The organism is Mesorhizobium sp. M0189, from assembly GCF_040322135.1.
GTDB lineage: Bacteria > Pseudomonadota > Alphaproteobacteria > Rhizobiales > Rhizobiaceae > Mesorhizobium.
Genome location: NZ_JAMYSW010000006.1, coordinates 249,357 through 271,505, shown reverse-complemented (window position 1 = coordinate 271,505; position 22,149 = coordinate 249,357). Strand labels below are relative to the sequence as shown.

The 22,149-nt window shown below is 62.7% G+C and carries 18 protein-coding genes, 1 other RNA gene and 1 pseudogene; 15 read left to right on the top strand and 5 right to left on the bottom strand.

All coding sequences use genetic code 11. From position 1 onward, the window contains the following. Positions 1-80: 80 nt before the first annotated feature. On the bottom strand, positions 81-878 hold the full coding sequence (locus NKJ09_RS14585) for a glycoside hydrolase family 25 protein (protein WP_352481550.1): 798 nt from the start codon (positions 876-878) through the stop codon (positions 81-83). Between the two features lie 318 nt (positions 879-1,196). On the opposite strand from NKJ09_RS14585, the gene NKJ09_RS14580 reads away from it, so the two are divergent. Further along, the gene (locus NKJ09_RS14580) at positions 1,197-2,576 is read left to right on the top strand and encodes a serine hydrolase domain-containing protein (RefSeq protein WP_023721218.1); all 1,380 of its coding nucleotides are present in this window, start codon (positions 1,197-1,199) and stop codon (positions 2,574-2,576) included. A gap of 209 nt (positions 2,577-2,785) precedes the next feature. Here the strand turns inward: NKJ09_RS14580 and NKJ09_RS14575 are convergent, their stop codons facing one another. From NKJ09_RS14575 to NKJ09_RS14565, 3 genes are read right to left on the bottom strand one after another with little or no spacing between them, the layout of a single operon-like run. Beyond that, complete coding sequence (locus NKJ09_RS14575) at positions 2,786-3,451, bottom strand: class I SAM-dependent methyltransferase (RefSeq protein WP_023721217.1); 666 nt, start codon at positions 3,449-3,451, stop codon at positions 2,786-2,788. Further along, positions 3,448-4,746, bottom strand: a complete 1,299-nt coding sequence (locus NKJ09_RS14570; protein ID WP_352495786.1) for a BtaA family protein — start codon at positions 4,744-4,746, stop codon at positions 3,448-3,450. Before NKJ09_RS14570 ends, NKJ09_RS14575 begins: the two co-directional genes overlap by 4 nt. A 31-nt stretch (positions 4,747-4,777) precedes the next feature. Further along, the gene (locus tag NKJ09_RS14565; protein WP_352536414.1) at positions 4,778-8,659 is read right to left on the bottom strand and encodes a hydantoinase B/oxoprolinase family protein; all 3,882 of its coding nucleotides are present in this window, start codon (positions 8,657-8,659) and stop codon (positions 4,778-4,780) included. Between the two features lie 172 nt (positions 8,660-8,831). Here NKJ09_RS14565 and NKJ09_RS14560 point away from each other — a divergent pair, with 172 nt between their 5' ends. From NKJ09_RS14560 to NKJ09_RS14530, 7 genes and pseudogenes are all read left to right on the top strand, one after another. Further along, positions 8,832-9,038, top strand: a complete 207-nt coding sequence (locus NKJ09_RS14560) for a hypothetical protein (RefSeq protein WP_023721215.1) — start codon at positions 8,832-8,834, stop codon at positions 9,036-9,038. Positions 9,039-9,357: 319 nt separating this feature from the next. Beyond that, the gene (locus NKJ09_RS14555; RefSeq protein ID WP_023721214.1) at positions 9,358-10,077 is read left to right on the top strand and encodes a J domain-containing protein; all 720 of its coding nucleotides are present in this window, start codon (positions 9,358-9,360) and stop codon (positions 10,075-10,077) included. Next, positions 10,074-10,841, top strand: coding sequence for an N-acetylmuramoyl-L-alanine amidase (locus tag NKJ09_RS14550; RefSeq protein WP_352481545.1), 768 nt, complete (start codon positions 10,074-10,076; stop codon positions 10,839-10,841). The genes NKJ09_RS14555 and NKJ09_RS14550 overlap by 4 nt, the downstream gene beginning before the upstream one ends. Positions 10,842-11,026: 185 nt before the next feature. Continuing rightward, complete coding sequence (locus NKJ09_RS14545; RefSeq protein ID WP_352481544.1) at positions 11,027-11,770, top strand: lytic transglycosylase domain-containing protein; 744 nt, start codon at positions 11,027-11,029, stop codon at positions 11,768-11,770. A gap of 59 nt (positions 11,771-11,829) precedes the next feature. Continuing rightward, positions 11,830-12,228: RNase P RNA component class A (rnpB, locus tag NKJ09_RS14540), an RNA gene on the top strand. Positions 12,229-12,379: 151 nt separating this feature from the next. Further along, the gene (locus NKJ09_RS14535) at positions 12,380-12,664 is read left to right on the top strand and encodes a type II toxin-antitoxin system ParD family antitoxin (RefSeq protein WP_352481543.1); all 285 of its coding nucleotides are present in this window, start codon (positions 12,380-12,382) and stop codon (positions 12,662-12,664) included. After that, positions 12,661-12,953, top strand: a pseudogene (locus tag NKJ09_RS14530) (type II toxin-antitoxin system RelE/ParE family toxin). Before NKJ09_RS14535 ends, NKJ09_RS14530 begins: the two are co-directional and overlap by 4 nt. Positions 12,954-12,962: 9 nt before the next feature. Here NKJ09_RS14530 and NKJ09_RS14525 read toward each other — a convergent pair. Beyond that, the gene (locus NKJ09_RS14525) at positions 12,963-14,078 is read right to left on the bottom strand and encodes a cystathionine gamma-lyase (RefSeq protein WP_352495118.1); all 1,116 of its coding nucleotides are present in this window, start codon (positions 14,076-14,078) and stop codon (positions 12,963-12,965) included. 406 nt (positions 14,079-14,484) lie between these two features. Here NKJ09_RS14525 and mraZ point away from each other — a divergent pair, with 406 nt between their 5' ends. Genes mraZ through mraY form a run of 7 tightly spaced genes read left to right on the top strand, consistent with a single transcriptional unit; the run spans position 14,485 to position 22,141 of the window. After that, a complete protein-coding gene (mraZ, locus tag NKJ09_RS14520; RefSeq protein ID WP_352481541.1) occupies positions 14,485-14,943 on the top strand; it encodes a division/cell wall cluster transcriptional repressor MraZ in 459 nt (152 codons plus the stop codon). Then, a complete protein-coding gene (gene rsmH / locus NKJ09_RS14515; protein ID WP_023721208.1) occupies positions 14,940-15,971 on the top strand; it encodes a 16S rRNA (cytosine(1402)-N(4))-methyltransferase RsmH in 1,032 nt (343 codons plus the stop codon). The genes mraZ and rsmH overlap by 4 nt, the downstream gene beginning before the upstream one ends. A gap of 4 nt (positions 15,972-15,975) precedes the next feature. Then, entirely contained in the window at positions 15,976-16,353 is a 378-nt protein-coding gene (gene ftsL, locus NKJ09_RS14510; RefSeq protein WP_023676771.1) for a cell division protein FtsL, read from the top strand. Next, positions 16,350-18,095, top strand: a complete 1,746-nt coding sequence (locus NKJ09_RS14505) for a peptidoglycan D,D-transpeptidase FtsI family protein (protein ID WP_352762938.1) — start codon at positions 16,350-16,352, stop codon at positions 18,093-18,095. Before ftsL ends, NKJ09_RS14505 begins: the two co-directional genes overlap by 4 nt. 54 nt (positions 18,096-18,149) lie before the next feature. Next, positions 18,150-19,604 (top strand): UDP-N-acetylmuramoyl-L-alanyl-D-glutamate--2,6-diaminopimelate ligase, encoded by a 1,455-nt coding sequence (locus NKJ09_RS14500; RefSeq protein ID WP_023721206.1) that lies wholly within the window; start codon positions 18,150-18,152, stop codon positions 19,602-19,604. After that, a complete protein-coding gene (locus NKJ09_RS14495; RefSeq protein WP_352495120.1) occupies positions 19,601-21,034 on the top strand; it encodes a UDP-N-acetylmuramoylalanyl-D-glutamyl-2,6-diaminopimelate--D-alanyl-D-alanine ligase in 1,434 nt (477 codons plus the stop codon). Before NKJ09_RS14500 ends, NKJ09_RS14495 begins: the two co-directional genes overlap by 4 nt. Before the next feature lie 24 nt (positions 21,035-21,058). Further along, positions 21,059-22,141, top strand: a complete 1,083-nt coding sequence (gene mraY, locus NKJ09_RS14490) for a phospho-N-acetylmuramoyl-pentapeptide-transferase (protein WP_023721204.1) — start codon at positions 21,059-21,061, stop codon at positions 22,139-22,141. Positions 22,142-22,149 lie beyond the last annotated feature (8 nt).

Below are 22,149 nucleotides of genomic sequence, written 5' to 3'. Positions count from 1 at the left end.
CGCCATCCTTCCGAGAAGATTACCAGCGGTTGCGGGTATTCGTCATTGGCTGTGTCGAAAAGCAGGCGGCAGGCCTGGTGTCAACGGGTGTTCTGCCGCAACCACTTCTTCCAGGCGGCTTCGGAGCCGTTGAAGACGTTGATGTCGGCGTTTCCGGCCATGCCCGGCACGACGCCCGTTCCGGTATACTGCCAGAAGGTGAATGGATGGCTGCCGTATTTCTGGCGCGGGTGCCCGGCGACGGAGCGCAGCCAGTAGGGGTAGCCCCGGAAACCCGATAGACCATTATCTTCGAAGAAGTCGACCGACGTGTAGATGATCGGCTTCTTGCCGTAGTGTTTTTCGACGATTTTGAGGAATGTGCTCATCTCGCTGCGTACCGTGGCGGAATCTGGCCGCAGCTTGCAGGTCGGCGATTTCGGGTTCCATTCCATGTCGAGAACGGGCGGCATCGCCGAACTGTCTTTGGGCACGTTCTGGATGAACCAGCGCGCCTGGGTAGCGGCCGGCGTGCAAAAGTAGAAGAAATGATAGGCGGCACGGGGGATACCCGAGGCCTTCGTGCGGCTCCAATGCTCGTTGAAAGCTTCATCGAACCGGTCTCCGCCTTCGGTAGCCTTGATAAAGGCAAAGGAGATGCCGCTGGCCCTGGCCGCCGGCCAGTCGATCGATGTCTGGTATTTGGAGACGTCGGTGCCGTGGACGGCGTAGCTCCACGGTGCGCCGCTATCCCATTCATGCGGGTCGGAATCGGCAAAACGGGGCGCGCGTACCGCAACCGTCGGGGCGCTGGACGACGACAGCGATGGCGTCAGATCATCGACCGTCGAGCAGGCACCAAGCAGCATCAGCGTGATGAGGACCGCGAAACGGCGCATCGCTACTTCCCGAGCCGGTTTCAGCCGGCCGCTGATGGGTCTTTCCGCGGGTGGCCCCTCGACCGGGCGCGACGCGTTTGAAACTGACTTACGCGAAGCGCCTGGATCTTCGTTTCATGCATTCCCAAACCGTTGCGCAGTTTGGGACACATGCATGCAAGCCCAGCCGGACGATCACCCCACAGAATCGCCCAGTCCCTCGTGATCGCCGATCATGGTTGATATTCGGTTGACGGCGCTCGACAAGAGCCGCGATTTTGCCGAAACAATGGCGGCAAATCGATGACATAGATCGCGCTCGGGGGGAATTCGAAAAAAATGCAGATCCTTCTGAAGTTCGTCAAATGGCTGCTGGGCCTGGCTGTGCTGGCCGCTGCGATGCTCGCCGGCTGGCTGTATTTCGCGCCGCCGGAACTGATCCGCGTCGGTTCCGGCTATTCGGCCAAGATCGTCTGTTCGAACGTCTTCATCGCAGGGCGAGACGCCGACGACGTGCTCGCCGTCGATGTGCAGGCGCCGGGCCATCCGCTGCTGAAGCTGATGAGAGTGTCGGTGGACAAGGAGAAGGGAACGGTTTCGGCGGGCCTGTTCGGCGGGCTCGGCAAGAGTGTCGCGGTCGCCCGCGACGGGCTCGGCTGCGCCTCGGTTCCCGACAGCGATATTGCCGCCGCCAAGGCTGTCGCGGGAGTTGCACCGACGCCGGCGCCGCTGCCCGATGCGATCTGGCCGGAGGGCGACAAGGCCGATGCCTCGCAGGATCCCGAGGTCACGGCAATCCTCGACGATCCGGCATTGACCGGTGCTGGCATGCGGGCGGTGGTGGTGGTCAAGAACGGCCGCATCGTCGCAGAGCGCTATGGCGACGGCTTTTCCGAAAAGACCCCGCTACTGGGCTGGTCAATGACCAAGACGGTGAATGCGGCGATCGTCGGCACGCTGATGAAGGACGGCAAGCTGGCGATCACCAACCAGGGCCTGTTTCGACCCTGGCAAGCAGATGGCCGTGCCGTGATCAGCCTCGCCGACATGATGGCAATGTCGAGCGGACTGGAATTCAACGAGGATTATGGCGACGTCGCCGATGTGACGCGCATGCTCTATCTCGAACCGGACATGGCAGGCTTTGCCGGATCCAAGCCGCTGACCGGCGAGGTCGGCAAGGTGTTTTCCTATTCGAGCGGCACGGCGGTGATGCTGTCCCGATTGTGGCAGGACGCGATCGGCGACAAGGACAAGGCGCTGGCGTGGCCGAGGGTCGCGCTGTTCGATCCGCTCGGCATGCGGAGCGCGGTGCTAGAGGCCGACGAGCACGGCACCTTCGTCGGCTCGTCCTATCTCTATGCCACGGCACGCGACTGGGCGCGCTTCGGCCAATTCCTGCTGCAGGGTGGCGTCTGGAACGGCAAGGCGATCCTGCCCGCCGGCTTCGTCGACTGGATGCGGGAACCGGCAACTGCCTCGAAGGTCTACGGCAAGGGGCAATTATGGATCGAAGGGCCGGGCGACGAGGAAAATCCCGGCGCCGGCATTGCCGCCGGCCTGCCCAAGGACACCTACTGGATGGAGGGGCATGATGGGCAAACGGTCGCCATCATTCCCTCCGAGCAGCTGGTTGTGGTGCGGCTCGGGCTGACGCCGGCCAGGCTCGGCTACCGGCCGCAGGTAATGGTGGCGGCGCTGGTCAAGGCGCTGCATTAGGCTGTATCGATACTCAGGTGATACCGGCCTGCAAACGGCGGTTTCCTGCGCTTCCGGCCTTCGCCGGCCAAAGCACTCATGAGCGGTCGTGGCAGTTAAGGCTACGGCCGGCGTAGGCCGGTGCTCACGTACCCAAAAGTACACCCCGCGCCGGTTCTCGGAGCCCACCGTTTTCGACTCGGCCTGACCTGAATCTCAACACACCCTGGCTATCGACCTAGGCCGATCACAGCGAGCCACGCATAGCCGCGATAAAGCGCTTGGAAACGGAAGCTTGCACCGGTTCTTGCAGATTCCGAATCCAGAACCGCGCGCAGCGATTGACGTGGCTCGACATGGAATTTTTTCAGCCAGCCGCGCAGCAGCGTGCGGAACCAGCGGGGCAGGGCCTCCTGCTGGCCGAAATCGACGATATGCAGCGAGCCGCCAGATGACAGGGCAGCAAGAGCCGCGGATACCGTCTTCTCCCAGCCGGGGATCATCGACAGCGAATACGAGACAAAGACGCGGTCGAAATTTTCGACGCCGAACAGCGCCTTTGCGTCGAAATCCGTGGCATCGCCGCGCGCCAGCGTGACGCGGCCGGAGAGGCCTTCGCGGGCAAGGGCGGCGGTGGCCGTCTCCAGCATCTCGGCCGAAATATCGAGGCCGAAGAAGCGCGCGCCGGGATAGCGGCGGGCGGCAAGGATGATGTTGCGGCCGGTGCCGCAGCCGAGCTCGAGCACGGTGCCGCCGGCCGGCACATCCAGGCCGGCGATAAGCCGGTCGCGACCGAGCAAATAATATTTGCGGGTCAGGTCGTAGATATGACGCTGCCAGCGGTAAACGCCGTCCATCAGCTCGGCATGGCTGGCCGGCAACTCGGTCGTGCTCATGCGCCCTGCTTCACGTAGAGATGAAAGCCGCCATAGATCGCCGAGCGGTCGCGCGCCGAAAACTCGCGCGAGGCGTCGTTCTCGTAGCGCCACTGGTCGAGCAGCGAATTCGAGACGCGGCCGGGCAGCAGGCTGGGTTCCGCTGCGGTGCGGAAGATGACGCGGGCGCCGGTGGAGGCGGTTCGGGTGATCTCGGCCCACAACCCGTTGAGCTGGTCGTCCGTCATCCAGTCCTGTGCGTCGAGCAGCACGAAGCGGTCGACCGAACCGGCATCCTTGCCGGCAAGGAACTCGATCAGATTGGCATGGTGGATTGCCACGCGATCGACATTGTTGCGGATCGTCTTGTAGTTGCGCTTTTCGAGATAGGCGGGCAGGGCGGCCTCGCCGGGATTGGGATAGCGGCGGGCAAAAGCCTGCCAGGCGAAATAGTTGGTCTTCAGCGGAAAATCGCAGGCGAGCTTTTCCAGCCGCGCCTTGAGCACGCTGGCCATGGTGCCGTCACCCGAGGTGATCAGCGAATCGTACTGGGCCGGCGGAATGCCGAGGCCGAACAGCGAAGCTTTTCGCGAAGTCGCCCATTTCAGCAGCGGTTTTTCGAAGACCGGCGCCAGCTCTTCGTCGAAGAAGCGGCGCTGATCGGCGATGCTCTTGGCGTCCATGATGTCGGCCGGGTCGATGCCGAAGAATTTTGCGGTGCGATGGCCCATGGCGATGAACAGGCCAAGCAGGCCGGTCTGGTAGAAATTGCGGTCGAAGACAGCGATGCGGCGACGGCCGCGCCAGCTGCGGCGCTCCCAATAATGGCGGCTGACCGGGTCGAGATGCGGTGCGATGAAGCGGTCGTAGGCCTGCGAATTGTGCCCGGTCTCAGCCGCGCCGAAGAAACGGAACAGGTCGCCCTGCGACGGCAGGTGACGGACGGCTTCGAGCTTCATACGGTTCAGCGCGATGTGGGCGGTGTTGAGGTCGACGGCATCGATCCTTTCCGGCGACCGGGTGAGATAGGCGAGGATGTTGCAGCCGCCCGAGGCAATGGTGACGATGCGGTGACCCTTGCCGAGCTGCATCGCGTCCATGTCGATTTCGGGGTCTTCCCAGATCTGCGGGTAGACAAGGCCGGAGAACAGGAAGGCGAACAAGCGCTCGGAGATGCCGGCTTTCGACAGCGGGCGGTTCTGGTAGACGGCTTTGCCAACTTCCTTGCCGCGGCGAAAAACCAGTTCTCCAGAAATGTCCGTCATGGCAAGGCGATTCCCCGTTTGCTTTGCCGCAAGCGGGTAGCGCAGGGTCATGACAGGCCGGTGACAGCCTGTTGACGCGAGTTCAGGCCTTGCCAAATCCACCAGGCGTCGGCGTCGTCACGATGACTGCCTCGCCGGCGTCGAGGATGGTCTGATCGCAGGCCTTCAGGACCTCGACGCGGCCATCCTTGCGGCGGATCTTGGTCGAGCCAACCTCGCCATCGCCGCCGCCGTCCAGGCCTTGCGGCGGGCGGTTGCGATGCGAGGACAGGATCGCGCATTCCATTTTTTCGAGGAAGCGGATGGTGCGCTTGGTGCCGTCGCCGGCATTCCATTTGCCTTTGCCGCCGGAACCTTCGCGGATATGGAAATCTTCGAGCAATACCGGGAAACGCAGTTCCAGCACTTCCGGATCGGTCAGGCGCGAATTGGTCATGTGGGTGTGGACGCCGGAGGTGCCGTGAAAGCCGCGGCCGTCGTTCATGCGGCCGGCCGGCGAACCGGAGCAGATCGTCTCATAATACTGGTACTGCTTGTTGCCGAAGGTGAGATTATTCATCGTGCCTTGCGCATTGGCCATTGCCCTCATCGCGCCGAACAGCGCGTTGGTGACGTGCTGCGAGGTCTCGACATTGCCGGCGACGACTGCCGCGGGATAGGCGGGCTTCAGCATCGAGCCGTCGGGAATGACGATGTTGATCGGCCGCAGACATCCGGCATTCATCGGGATGTTGTCTTCGACCATGACGCGGAAGGCATAAAGCACCGCGGCACGGGCGACCGGCTCTGGCGCGTTGAAATTGTTCTTCATCACTGGCGACGTGCCGGTGAAGTCGACGGTCGCTTCGCGCTTGCGCCGGTCGACCGATATCTTCACCTTGATCATTTGGCCGGTGTCGGTCGGATATTCGTATTCGGAACTGTCGGGCAGCCGCTCCAGTACGCGACGCACGCTTTCGGCGGCATTGTCCTGGACATGGCCCATATAGGCTTCGACGACGCCAAGGCCGAAATGCGCGACCATCTTGCGCAGCTCGGCGACGCCCTTTTCGTTCGCGGCGATCTGCGCCTTGAGGTCGGCGATGTTCTGGTGCGGATTGCGCGCCGGGTAGGGGTGGTCGGTCAGCAGCGTCTCCAGGTCCTTCTCGCGGAACCTGCCGCGATCGACGATGCGGAAATTGTCAAACAGCACACCTTCCTCATCGACGGTAGTGGCAAGCGGCGTCATCGAGCCGGGCGCCGTGCCGCCGATGTCGGCATGGTGGCCACGCGAGGCTACGTAGAAGAGGATCTCCTCCCCCCTCGAGGGGGAGGTGGCGGCGAAGCCGCCGGAGGGGGTCGTTGCGGCAGTGCTCGACGCATTTGTGGTGCCTTCTGAGAGGACCCCACCCGGCCGCTTCGCGGCCACCCTCCCCTCGAGGGGGAGGGAAAACACCGGTGTCACCACGGTGATATCAGGCAGATGCGTGCCGCCATTGTAAGGGGCGTTCAGGGCAAAGACGTCGCCGGGGTGAATGTCGCCGGAATTGAGCCGGATGATGGTCTCCACCGAGCGGTCCATCGAGCCGAGATGCACCGGCATATGCGGCGCGTTGGCGACCAGCGCGCCATTCCGGTCGAAAACGGCACAGGAGAAGTCGAGCCGCTCCTTGATATTGACCGAATAGGCGGTGTTCTGCAGCGTTACGCCCATCTGCTCGGCGATCGACATGAACAGATTATTGAAGACCTCCAGCATCACCGGATCGGCTTCGGTGCCGAGTGCGGCCTGCCGGTGCTTCTTCTCGATGCGGCGCATCAGTACATGGTCCTTGGCGGTGATCTCGGCCTGCCAGCCGGGCTCGACGACGATGGTCTGGTTCGGCTCGATGATCAAAGCGGGGCCGGCGATCTTGTTACCGGGCTTCAGCGTTTCGCGAGGGAAGATGCCAGCGTCGCGCCAGATGCCGTCGACGAAAATTTTCCGCGTCCCGGAAGGACTTGCGGCCTTGTGTTCAAGAAATGAATCGCTTTCGTCGCGGCCGGTGCTGCCGGTATCGGTACCTTCGACGCCGACCGATTCGACGATCATCGGCTTGTCGTCATAGACGAAGCCGAACTGCGCCTTGTGCGCCAGTTCGAAGTCCGCCTTGGCCTGCGCAATCGAGCCGTGCCCAAAGTTCACAGGCAGCGCGGTATCGGTGCCGTCATAGCGGATCTGCAGCACCGGCTTCGAGGCGACCGCGTCTTCGGTGATGCCTTGCGCGGCGAGTTCGTCGATGACGGCTTTGCGCAGCGTTGCGATGAGCTCGTTGATCGCCGGCCCGGAATCGTCCGCCAGCGGCTTCAGCAGCGCCTGCTGGCGTGACGCAAACACCGAGGACAGGCCGATGCCGTATGCCGAGAGCAGGCCGGAAAAGGGATGGATCAGCACAGCCTCCATGCCGAGCGCATCGGCGACGAGGCAAGCGTGCTGGCCGCCGGCGCCGCCGAAACAATTCAGCAGGTATTCGGTGACGTCGTAGCCGCGCTGCACCGAAATCTTCTTGATGGCATTGGCCATGTTTTCGACGGCGATGGTGACGAACCCTTCGGCAACGGCTTCCGGCGAGCGGCCGTCGCCGATTTCGGCGGCAAGTGCGGTGAACGTCTCGCGAACTGTCCGCACGTCGAGCGGTTCGTCCTGGCCCGGCCCAAAAATGGCCGGAAAGAAGTCGGGCTGCAGCTTTCCCAGCATGACATTGGCGTCGGTGACCGCAAGCGGACCGCCGCGCCGGTAGGCGGCCGGGCCGGGATTGGCGCCGGCCGAATCCGGCCCGGCGCGAAAGCGGCCGGCCTCATAGTGCAGGATCGAGCCGCCGCCGGCGGCGACGGTGTGGATGCGCATCATCGGCGCGCGGATGCGCACGCCGGCGACCTCGGTGTCGAAGGCGCGCTCGTAGTCGCCATCATAGTGGGCGACATCGGTGGAGGTGCCGCCCATGTCGAAGCCGATGACTTTGCCGAAACCGGCGAGTTTTGCCGTCTCGACCATGCCGACGACGCCGCCGGCCGGGCCGGACAACAGCGCATCCTTGCCCTGGAACATGTCGGCGGCGGTGAGGCCGCCCGACGACATCATGAACATAAGGCGGGGGGATTGGCCAATCTCCCCCGTTGTGGGGGAGATGCCAAGTGGCGGCAAAGGGGGCAGGGCAGAGGGGGGCGTGACAGACTGAGATGTTGGCGGGACAGCGCCCCCCTCTGTCGGCTTCGCCGACATCTCCCCCACAAGGGGGGAGATTGGCGCGGCACCCAGTTCCGCCGCAACCCTTTGCACATACCTTGCCAGGATCGGCGACAGATACGCGTCGACCACCGTGGTGTCGCCGCGGCCGACCAGCTTGATCAGCGGCGAGACCTCGTGGCTGACCGAGACCTGCGAGAATCCGAGCTTTCGACAGACTTTGGCGACCGCCTTTTCGTGATCGGGATGTTTCCAGGCATGCATGAAGACGATCGCGACCGCATCGATACCGTCAGCCTTGGCCTGTTCGATGGCAGGACGCACGGAGGCGATGTCGAGCAGGCGTTCGACACGACCGTCGGCGCGCACGCGTTCGTCTATCTCGATGACGTGCTCGTAGAGCTGTTCGGGAAGGATGATCTGCTTGGCAAAGATATCGGGCCTGGCCTGATAGGCAATCCTCAGCGCATCGCGGAAGCCCTTGGTGATGAGCAGCAGCACGCGGTCGCCCTTGCGCTCGAGAAGCGCATTGGTGGCGACCGTGGTGCCCATTTTGACGTCGCCGATCAGAGCGGAAGGGATTGGGGCGCCGGGCTGGACGCCGAGCAGTTCGCGAATGCCCTGGATGGCAGCGTCGGCATAGGCTTCGGGATTTTCCGAAAGGAGTTTCCTGGGATGCAGCCCGCCTTCCGGGTCCCGGCCGATGATGTCGGTGAAGGTACCGCCGCGGTCGATCCAGAAATCCCATCTTGCGGTCATGGCAGCGCCTCCGGCATTTTCATTTTACGCATCCTGTTAGTGCTCAACGCTTTGTACGGCCAAGCGCTTGATGTTACACGCGGAAACGCAACGTTACGAAACTCATCATGACCTGATGCATTGTGTCCTCGATCGTCGCCGGTAACGGTGGCGTGATTAGAGGAGAGATATCATGAAGAAACTCATTCTTGCGTCGGTCTCGGCGCTTGCCTTGCTTGGCGTTGCGGCCTGCAGCGACAGCGGCACCGACAACACTACGACGCAGAGCACTAACCCGCCGGCATCCGACCAGACGATGAAGCCGGCTGCTCCTGACGCCAACAAACCTGCCGAGCCGGCCCCGGCCCCCGCTCCTGCGCCGGCTGCCCCGGCGCAATAATTGATGTGACAACCAAGAGAGGCCGGCCTCACACGCCGGCCTTTCTGCTGCTTACGATACCCGCGCTTTGCGGCCGAGTGCGCCGACGCAGGTAACCGCAACGCGAAAAGTACGCCTCGCCCCTTACTTGCGCCGAAACGACGACCCAAGGCGCCAATCGCCAGGCTCGCCGTTTGCGCGGCGAGGCTGCCGTCTGCGGATTTTCCATGGGTGAGCGCTAGCGCCAGCCGCCTCAGGCATTCCGCCAAATCGATTGGGCCAGCCCCTGCGGCACTGTCTTGGCTTGATAGCGATGGGCGGTTGGCCCTATGAAACCCTCATGTCGATTTGGGACCGCCTCGGCGACTTCGTCACACGCGTTTCATCTTCAGCGTCGTCAGGCGTCGCCGAAGTGGTCGAAGCCGTGCGCACGGTTTTCTCCGGCGATGCCGATCTGCGCCGGCGCGTCGCCTTCTCGGTGGCGATGATCGCGCTGTCGGCCAAGATGGCCAAGGCAGACGGCATCGTCACCCAAGACGAGGTGCGCGCCTTCCAGGAAATATTCGAGGTGCCGAAGGAACAGAGGCGCAATGTGGCGCGGCTCTACGATTTGGCCAAACGCGACATTGCCGGTTTCGAAACCTATGCCGAGCGGATGGCGCAGCTTTGCGGTTCGGGCCATTCGAATTGCCTGATGCTGGAGGACATACTCGACGGGCTGTTCCACATCGCCAAGGCCGACGGGCTGGTGCATGAGCGCGAGCGCCAATTCCTGCATCGCATCGCCGAGATCTTCCGCATCGATGAGGCGCACTACCAGAGCATCCTGGCGCGGCATGTCGATCTGGGCGCCGCCGATCCTTATGTTGTGCTCGGCATCGAGCGTGGGAAGCCGTTCGAGGAGGTCCGCAGGCGCTACCGCAAGTTGGTCTCCGACAATCATCCGGACCGGCTGATCGCACGCGGCCTGCCGCAGGAATTCATCAAGATCGCGACGACCAGGCTGGCGGCGATCAACGCGGCCTATGAGATGATCGAGCGAGGCCTGCGGCACGCATGAGCGGCTTTCCGCCCGACGAGCCGAGCGCCGAGGTTAGGGTATCGCCGAATTTCGGACCGCGGCGCGGCACGCTTAGACCCGATATGATCGTGCTGCACTACACCGGCATGGCGACCGGCGCCGGCGCCGAGGCATGGTTGTGCGATCCGGCAAGCGAGGTCTCGTCGCACTATCTGGTCCATGAGGACGGCCGCATTGTTCAGATGGTAAGGGAAAGCGATCGCGCCTGGCATGCCGGCAAGAGCTGGTGGTTCGGACAGAGCGACATCAACTCCTGTTCGATCGGCATCGAGATCGTCAATCCGGGGCATACTCTCGGCTATCGCAATTTTCCAAAACCGCAGATCGACGCGGTGATCGGCCTGTGCGTCGGCATTGTCGAGCGCCATTCCATTCTGGCGCAGCGGGTGCTCGCCCATTCCGACGTGGCACCGGGGCGCAAGGTCGATCCGGGCGAGAAATTTCCATGGAAAGCCTTGTTTGCCGCCGGTGTCGGCCATGTTGTGCCGGCAGCACCGATCCGGCGCGGCGCCGTACTGAAGCCAGATGATACCGGCGCCGAGGTCGAGGCGCTGCAGTCGATGCTGTCGCTCTATGGTTATGGCGTCGAGATCACCGGCGCTTTCGACCGGCAGACCGAAATCGTGGTCGAGGCCTTTCAGCGGCATTTCCGGCAGCGCCTGGTCGATGGCATGGCTGACGGATCGACGATCCGCACGCTGGAAAGGCTGCTCGCTTCCGCAAGGATAGCCTCTCTCAAATAATCTTTTCCCAGATTAAAAGTTACAATCTGTTACCTAAAGTGACTTGCGCCGCCTTCTTTGGCGCCAATTCCGTCGTCAAAGGCGATCCGTACAGATTGTCGGACCTCTATCCCCCCAAATGTTCCGATGTTGATTGAGGGTATCTGCGCGAAGTTCTTTGTGCAGATCAAACAGAACAGGATCACATGCAGAAATTGACCGTTTTAACGGCAGCCATTGCTGCCGGCGTAATGACTTTTGCCTTCAGCGCGGCGAACGGCGCACCGCTGAGCCAACGGGCCGATCAGGGCTTCAGTGCCGCAGCCGGCAAAACCGCCATGCCGAAAGGTGGTGCAAAAGTAGAGAAGACCACCACCGCAAAAGTGGAAAAAGCGGCCGCGGTAAGAACGAAAAAGCCAGTCTCCGCGAAAAGGCCGACCGCTGCGAGAAAGACAATCTCCAAACAGCATGTGAAGCGTAACCGCAAACGCATCGACCGTATGGCAACGGCGTCAGTCGCTCCGAAGAGCAGGCCAGCGCCCCAGGCGGCGGTTGTCGGCGGCAGCGGACAGTATTCGGCGATCATTGCGCGATATGCCGCCAGCTACGGCGTGCCGGTGTCGCTCGCCAATGCCGTCATCAAGATCGAGAGCAACTACCAGCCGAACCAGGTCGGCAGCGCCGGCGAGATCGGCCTGATGCAGATCAAGCCGGCGACGGCAAGAATGATGGGCTATAGCGGTTCGGTTCAGGGTCTCTACGATCCCGATACCAACATCAAATACGGCATGAAGTACCTTGCCATGGCGCGGGATCTCGGCGGCGGCACGACCTGCGGCACGATCCTGAAATACAATGCCGGCCACGGCGCCACACGGATGAACCCGGTGTCCGCAGCCTATTGCGGCAAGGTCAAGGTGCAGCTGGCAGCACTTGGAGCGCCCGCCTGACAAGCGATAACTTGCTTTTTCGTTTGCGTTTTCGGGCCTGAACCCCTTTATACGCCTTGCCAGCTGGCCGGGCGGCCGCACCCGCGAAGCCGAAAGGCTGCGGGTGAGGAAAGTCCGGGCTCCATGGAGACACGGTGCCGGTTAATGGCCGGCGGGGGCGACCCCAGGGAAAGTGCCACAGAAAGCAAACCGCCACGATCTAATCGTGGCAAGGGTGAAAGGGTGGGGTAAGAGCCCACCGCGCGACTGGCAACAGGAGCGGCACGGTAAACCCCACCGGGAGCAAGACCGAATAGGGGCGGTGCGAGGGGAAACCCTCGAGGGCTGTTTCCGGCTCACCGTCCGGGTAGGTTGCGTGAGGCGCATGGCAACATGCGCCCAAGATGAATGGCCGCCACGTTCTCGCCCCGTACGGGGCGAGGGCCATACAGAACCCGGCTTACAGGCCAGCTGGCAGTTTCCCCGATAAAAGGAAATCTCCTGATATCAGCAGGTTACGTCTTCGGGCGCAGCCGTTGATTCACTTTTCGACCCGCAATCGAGCGCGACATTCCTTGAAAATGGTGCGATTAAATCGTACCAGTTGATGACGATATTCAGGAGCGCGTCATGGGACAGGTCGATAAACGTAGCATCACGCTGTCGCCGGAGTTGGCCGCGGCAGTCGACGACGTGGTCGCCGCCGGCGAATATGCCTCGGCGAGCGAGGTGATCCGCGACGCACTGAGGCAATGGAAGGACAGGCGCGACCTGCTCGGCTACACGGTCGAGGAATTGCGCAAGATGGCGCAGGAGGGGATCGACAGCGGACCGGCGCTGGACGGGCCGCCAATCATGGAACGGCTGCGCGCCAAATATCTGAAAATGGCCGAGGCCAAAGGCCTTGAGGAGTGAAATATCGCCTGCTTCCTCAGGCATTGATCGACCTCGAAGCCATCGTCGACTACATTGCCGAACAGAATCCAAATGCGGCGGTTCGCCTCGTGGATCTCTTGCAAAGGCGGTGGATTTGCTGACCCTGCATCCCTTCTCAGGTGCACCGCGCGAAGACATTGCGCCCGGCATCCGTCACCTGATCGTCGGCGAATACCTCACTTTGTATCGTGTCCGCGAAGAGGCGATCGAAATCGTTCGCGTTCTCCACGGCCGGCGCAAGATCGACGCCGGCGATCTGAATTCGTAGTCGCGCTGCTCAGGTGCCGATGCGGTCTAGCGACGTCTCGATCGCCTGCCAAAGCTCTTCCACCGGCTCGCAGCCGATCGACAAGCGAACGAAGCCGGGCGGAACGGCATCTCCCCTTTTTGATCGCCGTTCGGCCGAAGTGTGTACGCCGCCGAACGATGTCGCTGCCTGCATCAACGCGCAGTTGTTGATGAAATCCTCGGCCTTGTCCTCCGAGGCGAGCACGAACGAGATGAGAAATCCGAAGCGCTCCATCTGGGCGCGGGCAAGATTGTGTGATGGGTCGCTCTCCAGTCCCGGAAAGCGCAAGCCGCTGATTGCGCGATGGTCTTTCAGCCGTCGCGCTATCATTTCGGCGGAAGCGCACATGCGGTCGAAGCGCACGTCCAGCGTTTCGAGGCCGCGATGTACCAGCCATGCCTCGAACGGCCCGGGGATGGCGCCCGACGTCTCGCGCCAGTCGGTCACCCTCGAGATAATATCTGCGTTGCGGCTGGCGACATGGCCGAACAGCACATCGGAATGGCCGTTCGGCGCCTTGGTGTCGGCAGCAATGACGATATCGGCGCCGAGATCGAGCGGGCGCTGGCCGAAAGGCGTCATCGTCGTGTTGTCGACCACAAGCATCGCACCCGCTTTGTGCACGGCTTCGGCGACGGCTGCGATGTCGCATATGTCCAGTCCTGGATTGGCGGGCGTTTCGACGAAGGCAAGCCGGTATCCGTCAAAGCCGCCGTCGAGGAAGCTCGATGTCGGCCGGACATCGTACGCGACGCCGAAGGACTTCAGGAAACGGTCTGCCAGCGCTCTCGTTGTATGGTAGCCGTCGGACGGCAGCAGGATACGGTCGCCGGCTTTGAGCAGGCCGAAAAACACCGCCGAGATGGCAGCCATTCCCGAGGGAAAGGCGACGCATGGGGCGTCTTCCAGATGCGCCAGCATGTGCTCGACTGCATCCCAGGTCGGATTGCTGAAGCGGCCATATTGATCGTAGCCGGTGGCGTCACCCGGCGCGTGGAAAATGGCGGCCATGGTCAAGGGCAAGGGAATTGGGTCGCCCTTGGCCAGCCCGGCGCGACGCAGATGAGGAAGTGCCGCGGCGCGCGACTTGGCTGTTTCAGACATGGCTTCAAACCTCGTTACTGACCGGAAAAGGAGATGCCGAGGCTATGCGCGGCAACGATCCGCAGCAAGCCGCGTCCGGTTGGACCACACGGCTCTAAACCCTTCGTTAGGCTTAATGGAGGATAAAGACCGGAGTGCCGTCAAAGCTGCTCTCCCCAGTCGTGGCAGGCGCGTTTTGAAGACTGTTCCCGTTGACGCCCATAACACCCCATGATATCCCATTCCGATACTCAAGCCTTCGTTCCGTGTCAGGGTGAAGCGTACGCCAATCGGGCAGCCGCGGCGGCTGCGCGTTTGCCTGCGTTCGCCCGTCATAATGAAGTGGGTTTTGGACGGCGACCGGGCCGGGGCGGCGCGGACAGGAAGATGCAGAGGGGTGCGGCGGCGCAAGCGGCCGTAAGGCGTAATGGACCGGTTTCTGTCGAATGCGGTGAACAGGATCGATGCGAAGGGACGGGTGTCCGTGCCGGCGCATTTCCGTGCCGTTGTGCAGAAACGCGGCTATTCGGAACTTTATGCGCTACGCTGCCTGGATCGCCCGGCGATGGATGTCGGTGGGCTCGACCTGCTCGATCGCTACGAGCAGCGCATCGCGCAGGAAGACCCGTTCCTGCAGGCGGCGGACGACATGTCGTTCTTCTGCCATGGCGATGGAACGTTTCTGAAGCTCGACCAGGACGGCCGTATCACGATGAGCGATTTCATTCGCGAGCATACCGGCATTTCAGCGGAAGTGGCCTTCGTTGGCCGCGGCAATTTCTTTCAGATCTGGGAGCCGGGACGGCTCAGCGCCTATGGGACGGAAGCTCGCGCCCGGCTTTTGCAGCTTCGGCAGGGGACGAAGCCCGGGGAGCGGCCGGAATGATGGCGGGCGACGGCGATGAAGTTCATGCCGTTGGCGGACCAGCCCGTCACATTCCGGTCCTCCTTGCCGAAGTTCTGGAGGCGCTGGCGCCGACAAAAGGCGAGGTGCTCGTCGACGGCACGTTCGGTGCTGGCGGCTACACGAAGGCCATTCTGGCAAGCGGAGCCTCGGTCGTCGCCATTGACCGCGATCCGGATGCGATCGCGGCGGGGCGGACCCTTGAACAGCAGTCCGGCGGCAGGCTCAGGCTTGTCCAGGCACCGTTCTCAACGCTCGACGAGCAGGTTGAAAGTGCCGATGGCGTCGTGCTCGACATCGGCATCTCCTCCATGCAGATCGACCAGCCGGAGCGCGGCTTTTCATTCCGCGCCGATGGACCGCTCGACATGCGCATGGCGCAGGCGGGCCTGAGCGCCGCCGACGTCGTCAACACTTTCAAGGTGGGCGATCTTGCCCGCATCTTCGGTTTTCTCGGCGAAGAACGCCATGCTGGGCGCATCGCCCGTATGATCGAGAGCCGTCGCGAAAAACGCCCCTTTGAGCGCACGCTCGACCTTGCCGATGCCATCGAGACGCATATCGGCCGCGCGCCGAAAGACAAGATCCATCCAGCCACTCGGGTTTTCCAGGCGCTGCGCATCTTCGTCAACGACGAGCTCGGCGAGCTGGCAAAGGCGCTGTTTGCCGCCGAGCGCGTGCTGAAACCGGGCGGGCGGCTTGCCGTGGTGACCTTCCATTCGTTGGAGGACCGCATGGTCAAGCGCTTTATCGCCGACAGAGCTGATTCAGCGACCGGATCGCGGCACCTGCCCGAGGCGCAGGCGCGCACCGCCACCTTCACCAAGAAGGGCAGCGGCGTGACGCCTGGCGATGCCGAGATTTCGGCCAATCCGCGGGCGCGCTCGGCAAGGCTGCGCGCTGCGATCCGTACAGAGGCGCCGGCGCGCGCTGGTGATTTTTCGATTTTCGGCCTGCCAAAACTGCCTGGCCCAAAGCTTCCCGGTGCCGATCGACCGGGAGAGAGGTGAACACGTGTTTCGTACCAGCGACATAGTCCTGATCGCCGTCATGGTTTCGGCGGCTGCCTTGACCTACAAGACCAAGCGCGAGGCCGAGGAGCAACTGGCGGCAGTGCACAAGATCCAGGCGCAGATCCGTTATGAAGAGGACACGATCGACCTGCTCAAGGCGGACTGGAGCCTGCTTACCCAGCCGTCGCGCCTGCAGAAGCTCACCGAAATCTACAAATCGCAACTCGGACTCGAGCCGGTCAATGCGCGCCAGATCGTCGGGCTGGACGATCTGCCGGCCAAACCCGTCAACATCGAGGACCTTTCATCGCAGCGGCTGGGCGGCATGGCTGATATTGGCGGCAAGGATCCGGTGGTGACCGGAGGCATCGTCCAATGATCACCGGATTTCCAATGGCCGCCAGATTTCCACAGGTTGGCAGGCTGCTGAAGCGCGGTTCGAAGCCCGGCGCGGGCGGATCGATCGTGGTCGAAGGTGCCCGCAAGGCAACCGGTGGCAAGGGCAGGACCCGCATTGTCATGACGATGGCGGTGTTCTTCGGTATCTATTCGACCATTGCCGGGCGGCTGGTCTATCTGGGTTTCCAGAAGCCCGACCTGTCGGGCGGGCCGCAGAGCCGGGTGACGGCATCGCGGCCCGACATCGTCGACCGTAACGGCGAAGTGCTGGCGACCGACATCAAGACGGCGTCGCTGTTTGCCGAACCGCGCCGCATCGTCGATGCCGACGAGGCGATCGAAAAGCTGTCGACGGTGCTTCCCGAGATCGACTACGAGCAGACATACAACAAGCTGAAGAGCGGCGCCGGCTTCGTCTGGCTGCAGCGGCAACTGACGCCGAAGCAGCAGGCCGATATCATGCAGCTCGGCATCCCCGGCTTCGGCTTCCGCACCGAAAAGCGCCGGTTCTATCCGGCCGGCGAAACCTCGTCCTACATTGTCGGCCTCACCAACATCGACAATCAGGGCATCTCCGGCATGGAGAAATACATCGACGAACAGGGCTTGAGCGATCTTCAGGCGTCGGGCCTGGCGGTGGCCAAGGATTTGAAGCCGGTCCAGCTCTCGATCGATCTGCGCGTCCAGCATATCGTACGTGACGAGGTCGCCACCGGCATGGAAAAGTACCATGCGATCGCGGCGGGTGCCGTCGTGCTCAACGTCAAGACCGGTGAGGTGCTGGCGATGGCGTCGGTTCCAGATTTCGATCCGAACAACCCCTATAACGCGCAGGACAAGGACCGGCTCAACCGTATGTCCGCCGGCCTGTACGAAATGGGGTCGACCTTCAAGAGCTTCACCACCGCCATGGCGCTCGATTCCGGCAAGATAACGCTGCAAAGCCGCTTCGACGCATCGCGCCCGATCAGGATCGGCCATCAGACCATCCATGATTTCCATGGCAAGGGCCGGGTGCTGTCGGTGCCGGAAGTGTTCATCTACTCATCCAATATCGGCTCTGCCAAGGAAGCCGAAGCGGTTGGCATTGACGGACACCGCGAATTCCTGCATCGCCTGGGAATCCTCGAGAAGATGCAGACCGAACTGCCGGAAGTCGCCCGGCCGACCGAGCCCAAGGTCTGGAAGCAGGTCAATTCGATTACCATCGCCTTCGGCCACGGCGTGTCGACGACCCCGCTGCAGACGGCGGTCGGCTGCGCCGCGCTGATGAATGGCGGCTATCTGATGGACCCGACCTTCCTGCCGCGCACCCAGGAGCAGGCGATGGCGGTGGCCAAGAAAGTGGTCAGCGACAAGACCGTCGAGGGCATGCGCTATCTCTATGCCCTCAATGCCGAAAAGGGATCCGGCCGCAATGCCCGGGTGCCAGGATACCGGGTGGGCGGCAAGACGGGAACGGCGGAGAAGGTCGTCAACGGCCGCTACTCGAAGGAAAAGAATTTCAACGCTTTCGTTGCGGCTTTCCCAATGGACGATCCGCAATACATAGTGCTTACGATCGCCGACGAACCGAAGCCGGAAAAGCCCGGCATGGGTGCCACGGCTGCCTCGAATGCGGGCATCATGGCTGCAAACATCATCCGACGTGCGGCTTCCATGCTTGGCGTGAAGCCAGATTTCAGCCATGAAAATGGTGCAACGCTGGTTTCCTATCAGTGATTCTTGGGGCGCGCCGGCAACTGCGCGCTATTTTGTTGCGATGAACGGGGTTCGATGAAGCTGAAAAATCTAGCCGGTATCCTGCCTGTCGAGGGGACAGCTTCCTTCGACATGGAGGTTACAGGGATTTCGTCGGACTCCCGCCAGGTAACACCGGGTGTTGTCTTTTTCGCGCTCACCGGCTCCAAGGCGGATGGCGCAGCCTATGCCGCCGATGCCGCGAGCCGCGGCGCTGCCGCGATTGTTGTCGGCAAGGGCAGTGCGGTCGCCGGGCTGCCAGTTCCGGTTCTTGTCGTAGACGATCCGCGCCTTGCGCTGGCGCTGAGTGCTGCCCGTATTTTCGGCAAGCAACCGCAAACCATGGTCGCGGTGACCGGCACCAGCGGCAAGACCTCCGTCGCCGCATTCACCCGACAGATATGGGAGCAGGCGGGTTTGGTCGCCGCTTCGATCGGCACGACCGGCGTGGTGGCGCCGGGCCGCAATGAATATGGCTCGCTGACCACGCCGGATCCGGTGGCACTGCACAGGCTGCTCAAGGAGTTGGCGGAGGCCGGCGTCACCCACGCCTCGATGGAAGCGTCCAGCCATGGCCTCGACCAGCGCCGGCTCGATGGCGTCAGGCTTGCGGCCGGCGGCTTCACCAATCTCGGCCGCGACCATATGGACTATCATCCGACGGTCGAGGACTATCATCGCGCCAAATTGCGTCTGTTCGATGCGCTGCTGCCGAAGGGCGCGCCGGCCGTCATCTTTGCCGACGACCCGTGGTCGGAGCCGACAATCAAGGCGGCGCGGGCAGCGGGACTGAACGTGCTGACGGTCGGCCGCCACGGCGATTTCCTGCGGCTGAAGCGGGTCGAGCACGAGCGCCACCGCCAACGCGCCGAGGTCGAAGTTGACGGCGTTCTCCATGAAGTCGACCTGCCGTTGGCGGGCGACTTCCAGATCGCCAATGCGCTGGTGTCGGCGGGCCTCGCCATTTCGACTGGAACATCTGTTGCCAAGGCGTTGATGGCGCTAGAGAAATTGAAGGGTGCGCCGGGGCGGCTCGACCTCGTTGGAACGGCCGCCAATGGCGCACCGGTCTATGTCGACTACGCGCACAAGCCGGACGCGCTGGAAAACGTGCTGGCTTCGGTGCGTCCCTTTACCACCGGCCGCGTCATCGTCGTATTCGGTTGCGGCGGCGACCGTGACCGGGGCAAGCGGCCGATCATGGGCGAGATCGCCACAAGGCTGGCCGATGTCGTCATCGTCACCGACGACAATCCCCGCTCGGAAGTTCCCGAGACGATCCGCGCCGCGATCCTGGAGGCCGCACCTGGCGCCATCGAGATCGGCGACCGGCGCAAGGCCATCCACGAGGCAGTCGGGATGCTTCACGCTGGCGACACGCTGATCGTGGCCGGCAAGGGCCATGAGGAAGGCCAGACCATCGGCACCGAGACGCTGCATTTTTCCGATCATGAGGAAGTTCGCTCGGCGCTCAGGGAGCAAGCGGCGTGAGCTATCTGTGGACCTCCGAGGCGCTGGTTGCCGCCATGGATGGCCGGCCGCTCGGTCCGATGCCTGAAGGCATCGCCGGCATTTCCATCGACAGTCGCAGCCTGCAGCCGGGAGACGCCTTCTTCGCCATCAAGGGCGAGGTGATGGACGGCCATGATTTCGTCACCGCCGCCATCAAGGCGGGCGCCGGCGTGCTTGTCGTCGCCGAGGGCAAGCTGCCGTCGCTGGGGCGGCTGACGGCACCGATGATCGTCGTGGAGGACGTGCTCGTCGCGCTGGAAAAGCTCGGCGTTGCGGCGCGCGCACGCTCGAAGGCGAGGGTGATTGCCGTGACCGGTTCGGCGGGCAAAACCACCACCAAGGAAGCACTGCGCCACGCTCTGTCCGCGGTCGGTACGGTGCATGCATCGGCTCAGTCGTTCAACAATCACTGGGGCGTGCCGCTGACACTGGCGCGCATGCCGCAGGATTGCGACTATGCCGTCTTCGAGATCGGCATGAACCATCCGGACGAGATCCGGCCCCTCGTCAAAATGGTCCGGCCGCATGTCGCCATCATTACGCTGATCGCGGCCGCTCATCTCGGCTTCTTCCGCAACCTGGACGAGATCGCCAAGGCCAAGGCAGAGGTTTTCGAGGGACTGGAGCCCGGTGGCGCCGCCCTTCTCAACCGCGACGACCAGCGCTGGAAGCTGCTGGAGAAGATGGCGAAAGAGGCGGGCGTCGAGCATGTCTACGGGTTCGGCGAGAATGCACGGGCGACCTTCAAACTGATCAAATGCGAGCTCAATGCCGATCACTCCGTGATAGCCGCCAAGATTGGCGGACACGAGATTGTCGCCAGGATCGGCGCGCCGGGCCGCCATATGGTGCAGAATGTGCTGGCCGTGCTGGGTGCCGCGCATCTGGTCGGCGCCGACGTCACCAGGGTTGCGCAGGCGCTGGCCGATCTTTCGCCCGAACGCGGACGCGGCAAACGCTATGTGTTGCGCCATCCCAAGGGGCCGATCACACTGATCGACGAGAGCTACAACGCCAATCCGGCGTCGATGACCGCTGCAATGGCACTGCTCAACACCACACCGGTGTCGGGCGAGGGCAGGCGCATTGCCGTGCTTGGCGACATGCTCGAGCTCGGCAGCCATTCGGCGAAATTGCATGCCGCGCTTGCCGACCTGATCGTCGGCACCGATACGCGCACGGTTTTCCTCGGCGGCCCGGAAATGCGGGCGCTGGCCGAGGTGCTGCCGGGCGAGATCAAGACGGAATACCGCGCCGGCGCGGAAGATCTGAAACCGGTGCTTCTGTCGGAATTGAAGCCCGGCGACGTGGTCATGATCAAATCGTCGAAGGGCATAGGCTTTTCAAAGCTGGTCGAGGCGTTGCTCGGCAAGTTTCCGGCGGAAGCCACAACCAGCAGACAGACCTAGGATCGGTCCGGGGGACGCAAGCGCATGCTAACACTGCTCGTCGAATTTGCGGACAAGATCTCGGTCTTCAACGTCTTCCGCTACATAACTTTCCGCACCGGCGGAGCGCTGATCACAGCGGCGCTGATCGTGTTCATCTTCGGACCGACCATCATCAATTCGCTGAGGCTGCGGCAAGGCAAGGGCCAGCCGATCCGCGCCGACGGGCCGCAGACGCATTTCAAGAAGGCGGGAACGCCGACAATGGGCGGACTGATGATCCTGTCCGGCATCGTCGGTTCGTCGCTGCTGTGGGCGAACCTGTCGAGCATCTACGTCTGGGTGGTGCTGCTGGTGACGCTGGGGTTCGGCTCGATCGGCTTCTACGACGATTATCTCAAGGTGACGAAGCAATCGCATCTCGGCTTTTCCGGCAAGGCGCGGCTCGGGCTCGAATTCGTCATTGCCGGCATCGCCGCCTGGGTGATCATGCATAACGGCCAGGTGCCGTTCTCGTCATCGTTGACATTCCCTTTCGCCAAGGAGTTTCTCGTCAATCTCGGCTGGTTTTTCATCCCGTTCTCGTGCTTCGTCATCGTCGGCGCCGGCAATGCGGTGAACCTGACCGACGGCCTCGACGGGCTGGCGATCGTGCCGATCATGATCGCGGCGGCGTCCTTCGGCGTCATCGCCTATCTCTCCGGCAATGCGGTGTTCGCTGAATATCTGCAGATCCATTTCGTTCCCGGCACCGGTGAGCTTGCCGTGGTCCTCGGAGCGGTGATCGGTGCCGGTCTCGGTTTCCTGTGGTTCAATGCGCCGCCGGCGGCAATCTTCATGGGCGATACCGGCTCGCTGGCGCTGGGTGGGCTGATCGGCACGGTCGCGGTGGCGACCAAGCACGAGATCGTGCTGGTCATCGTCGGCGGCCTGTTCGTCGTCGAGATATTCTCGGTCATCATCCAGGTCGGCTATTTCAAGATGACCGGCAAGCGCGTCTTTCTGATGGCGCCGATCCACCATCATTTCGAAAAGCTCGGCTGGACCGAAAGCCAGGTGGTGATCCGCTTCTGGATTATCGCCGTCATTCTGGCGCTGGTCGGGCTGTCGACCCTGAAGCTCAGATAGGAGGCCGC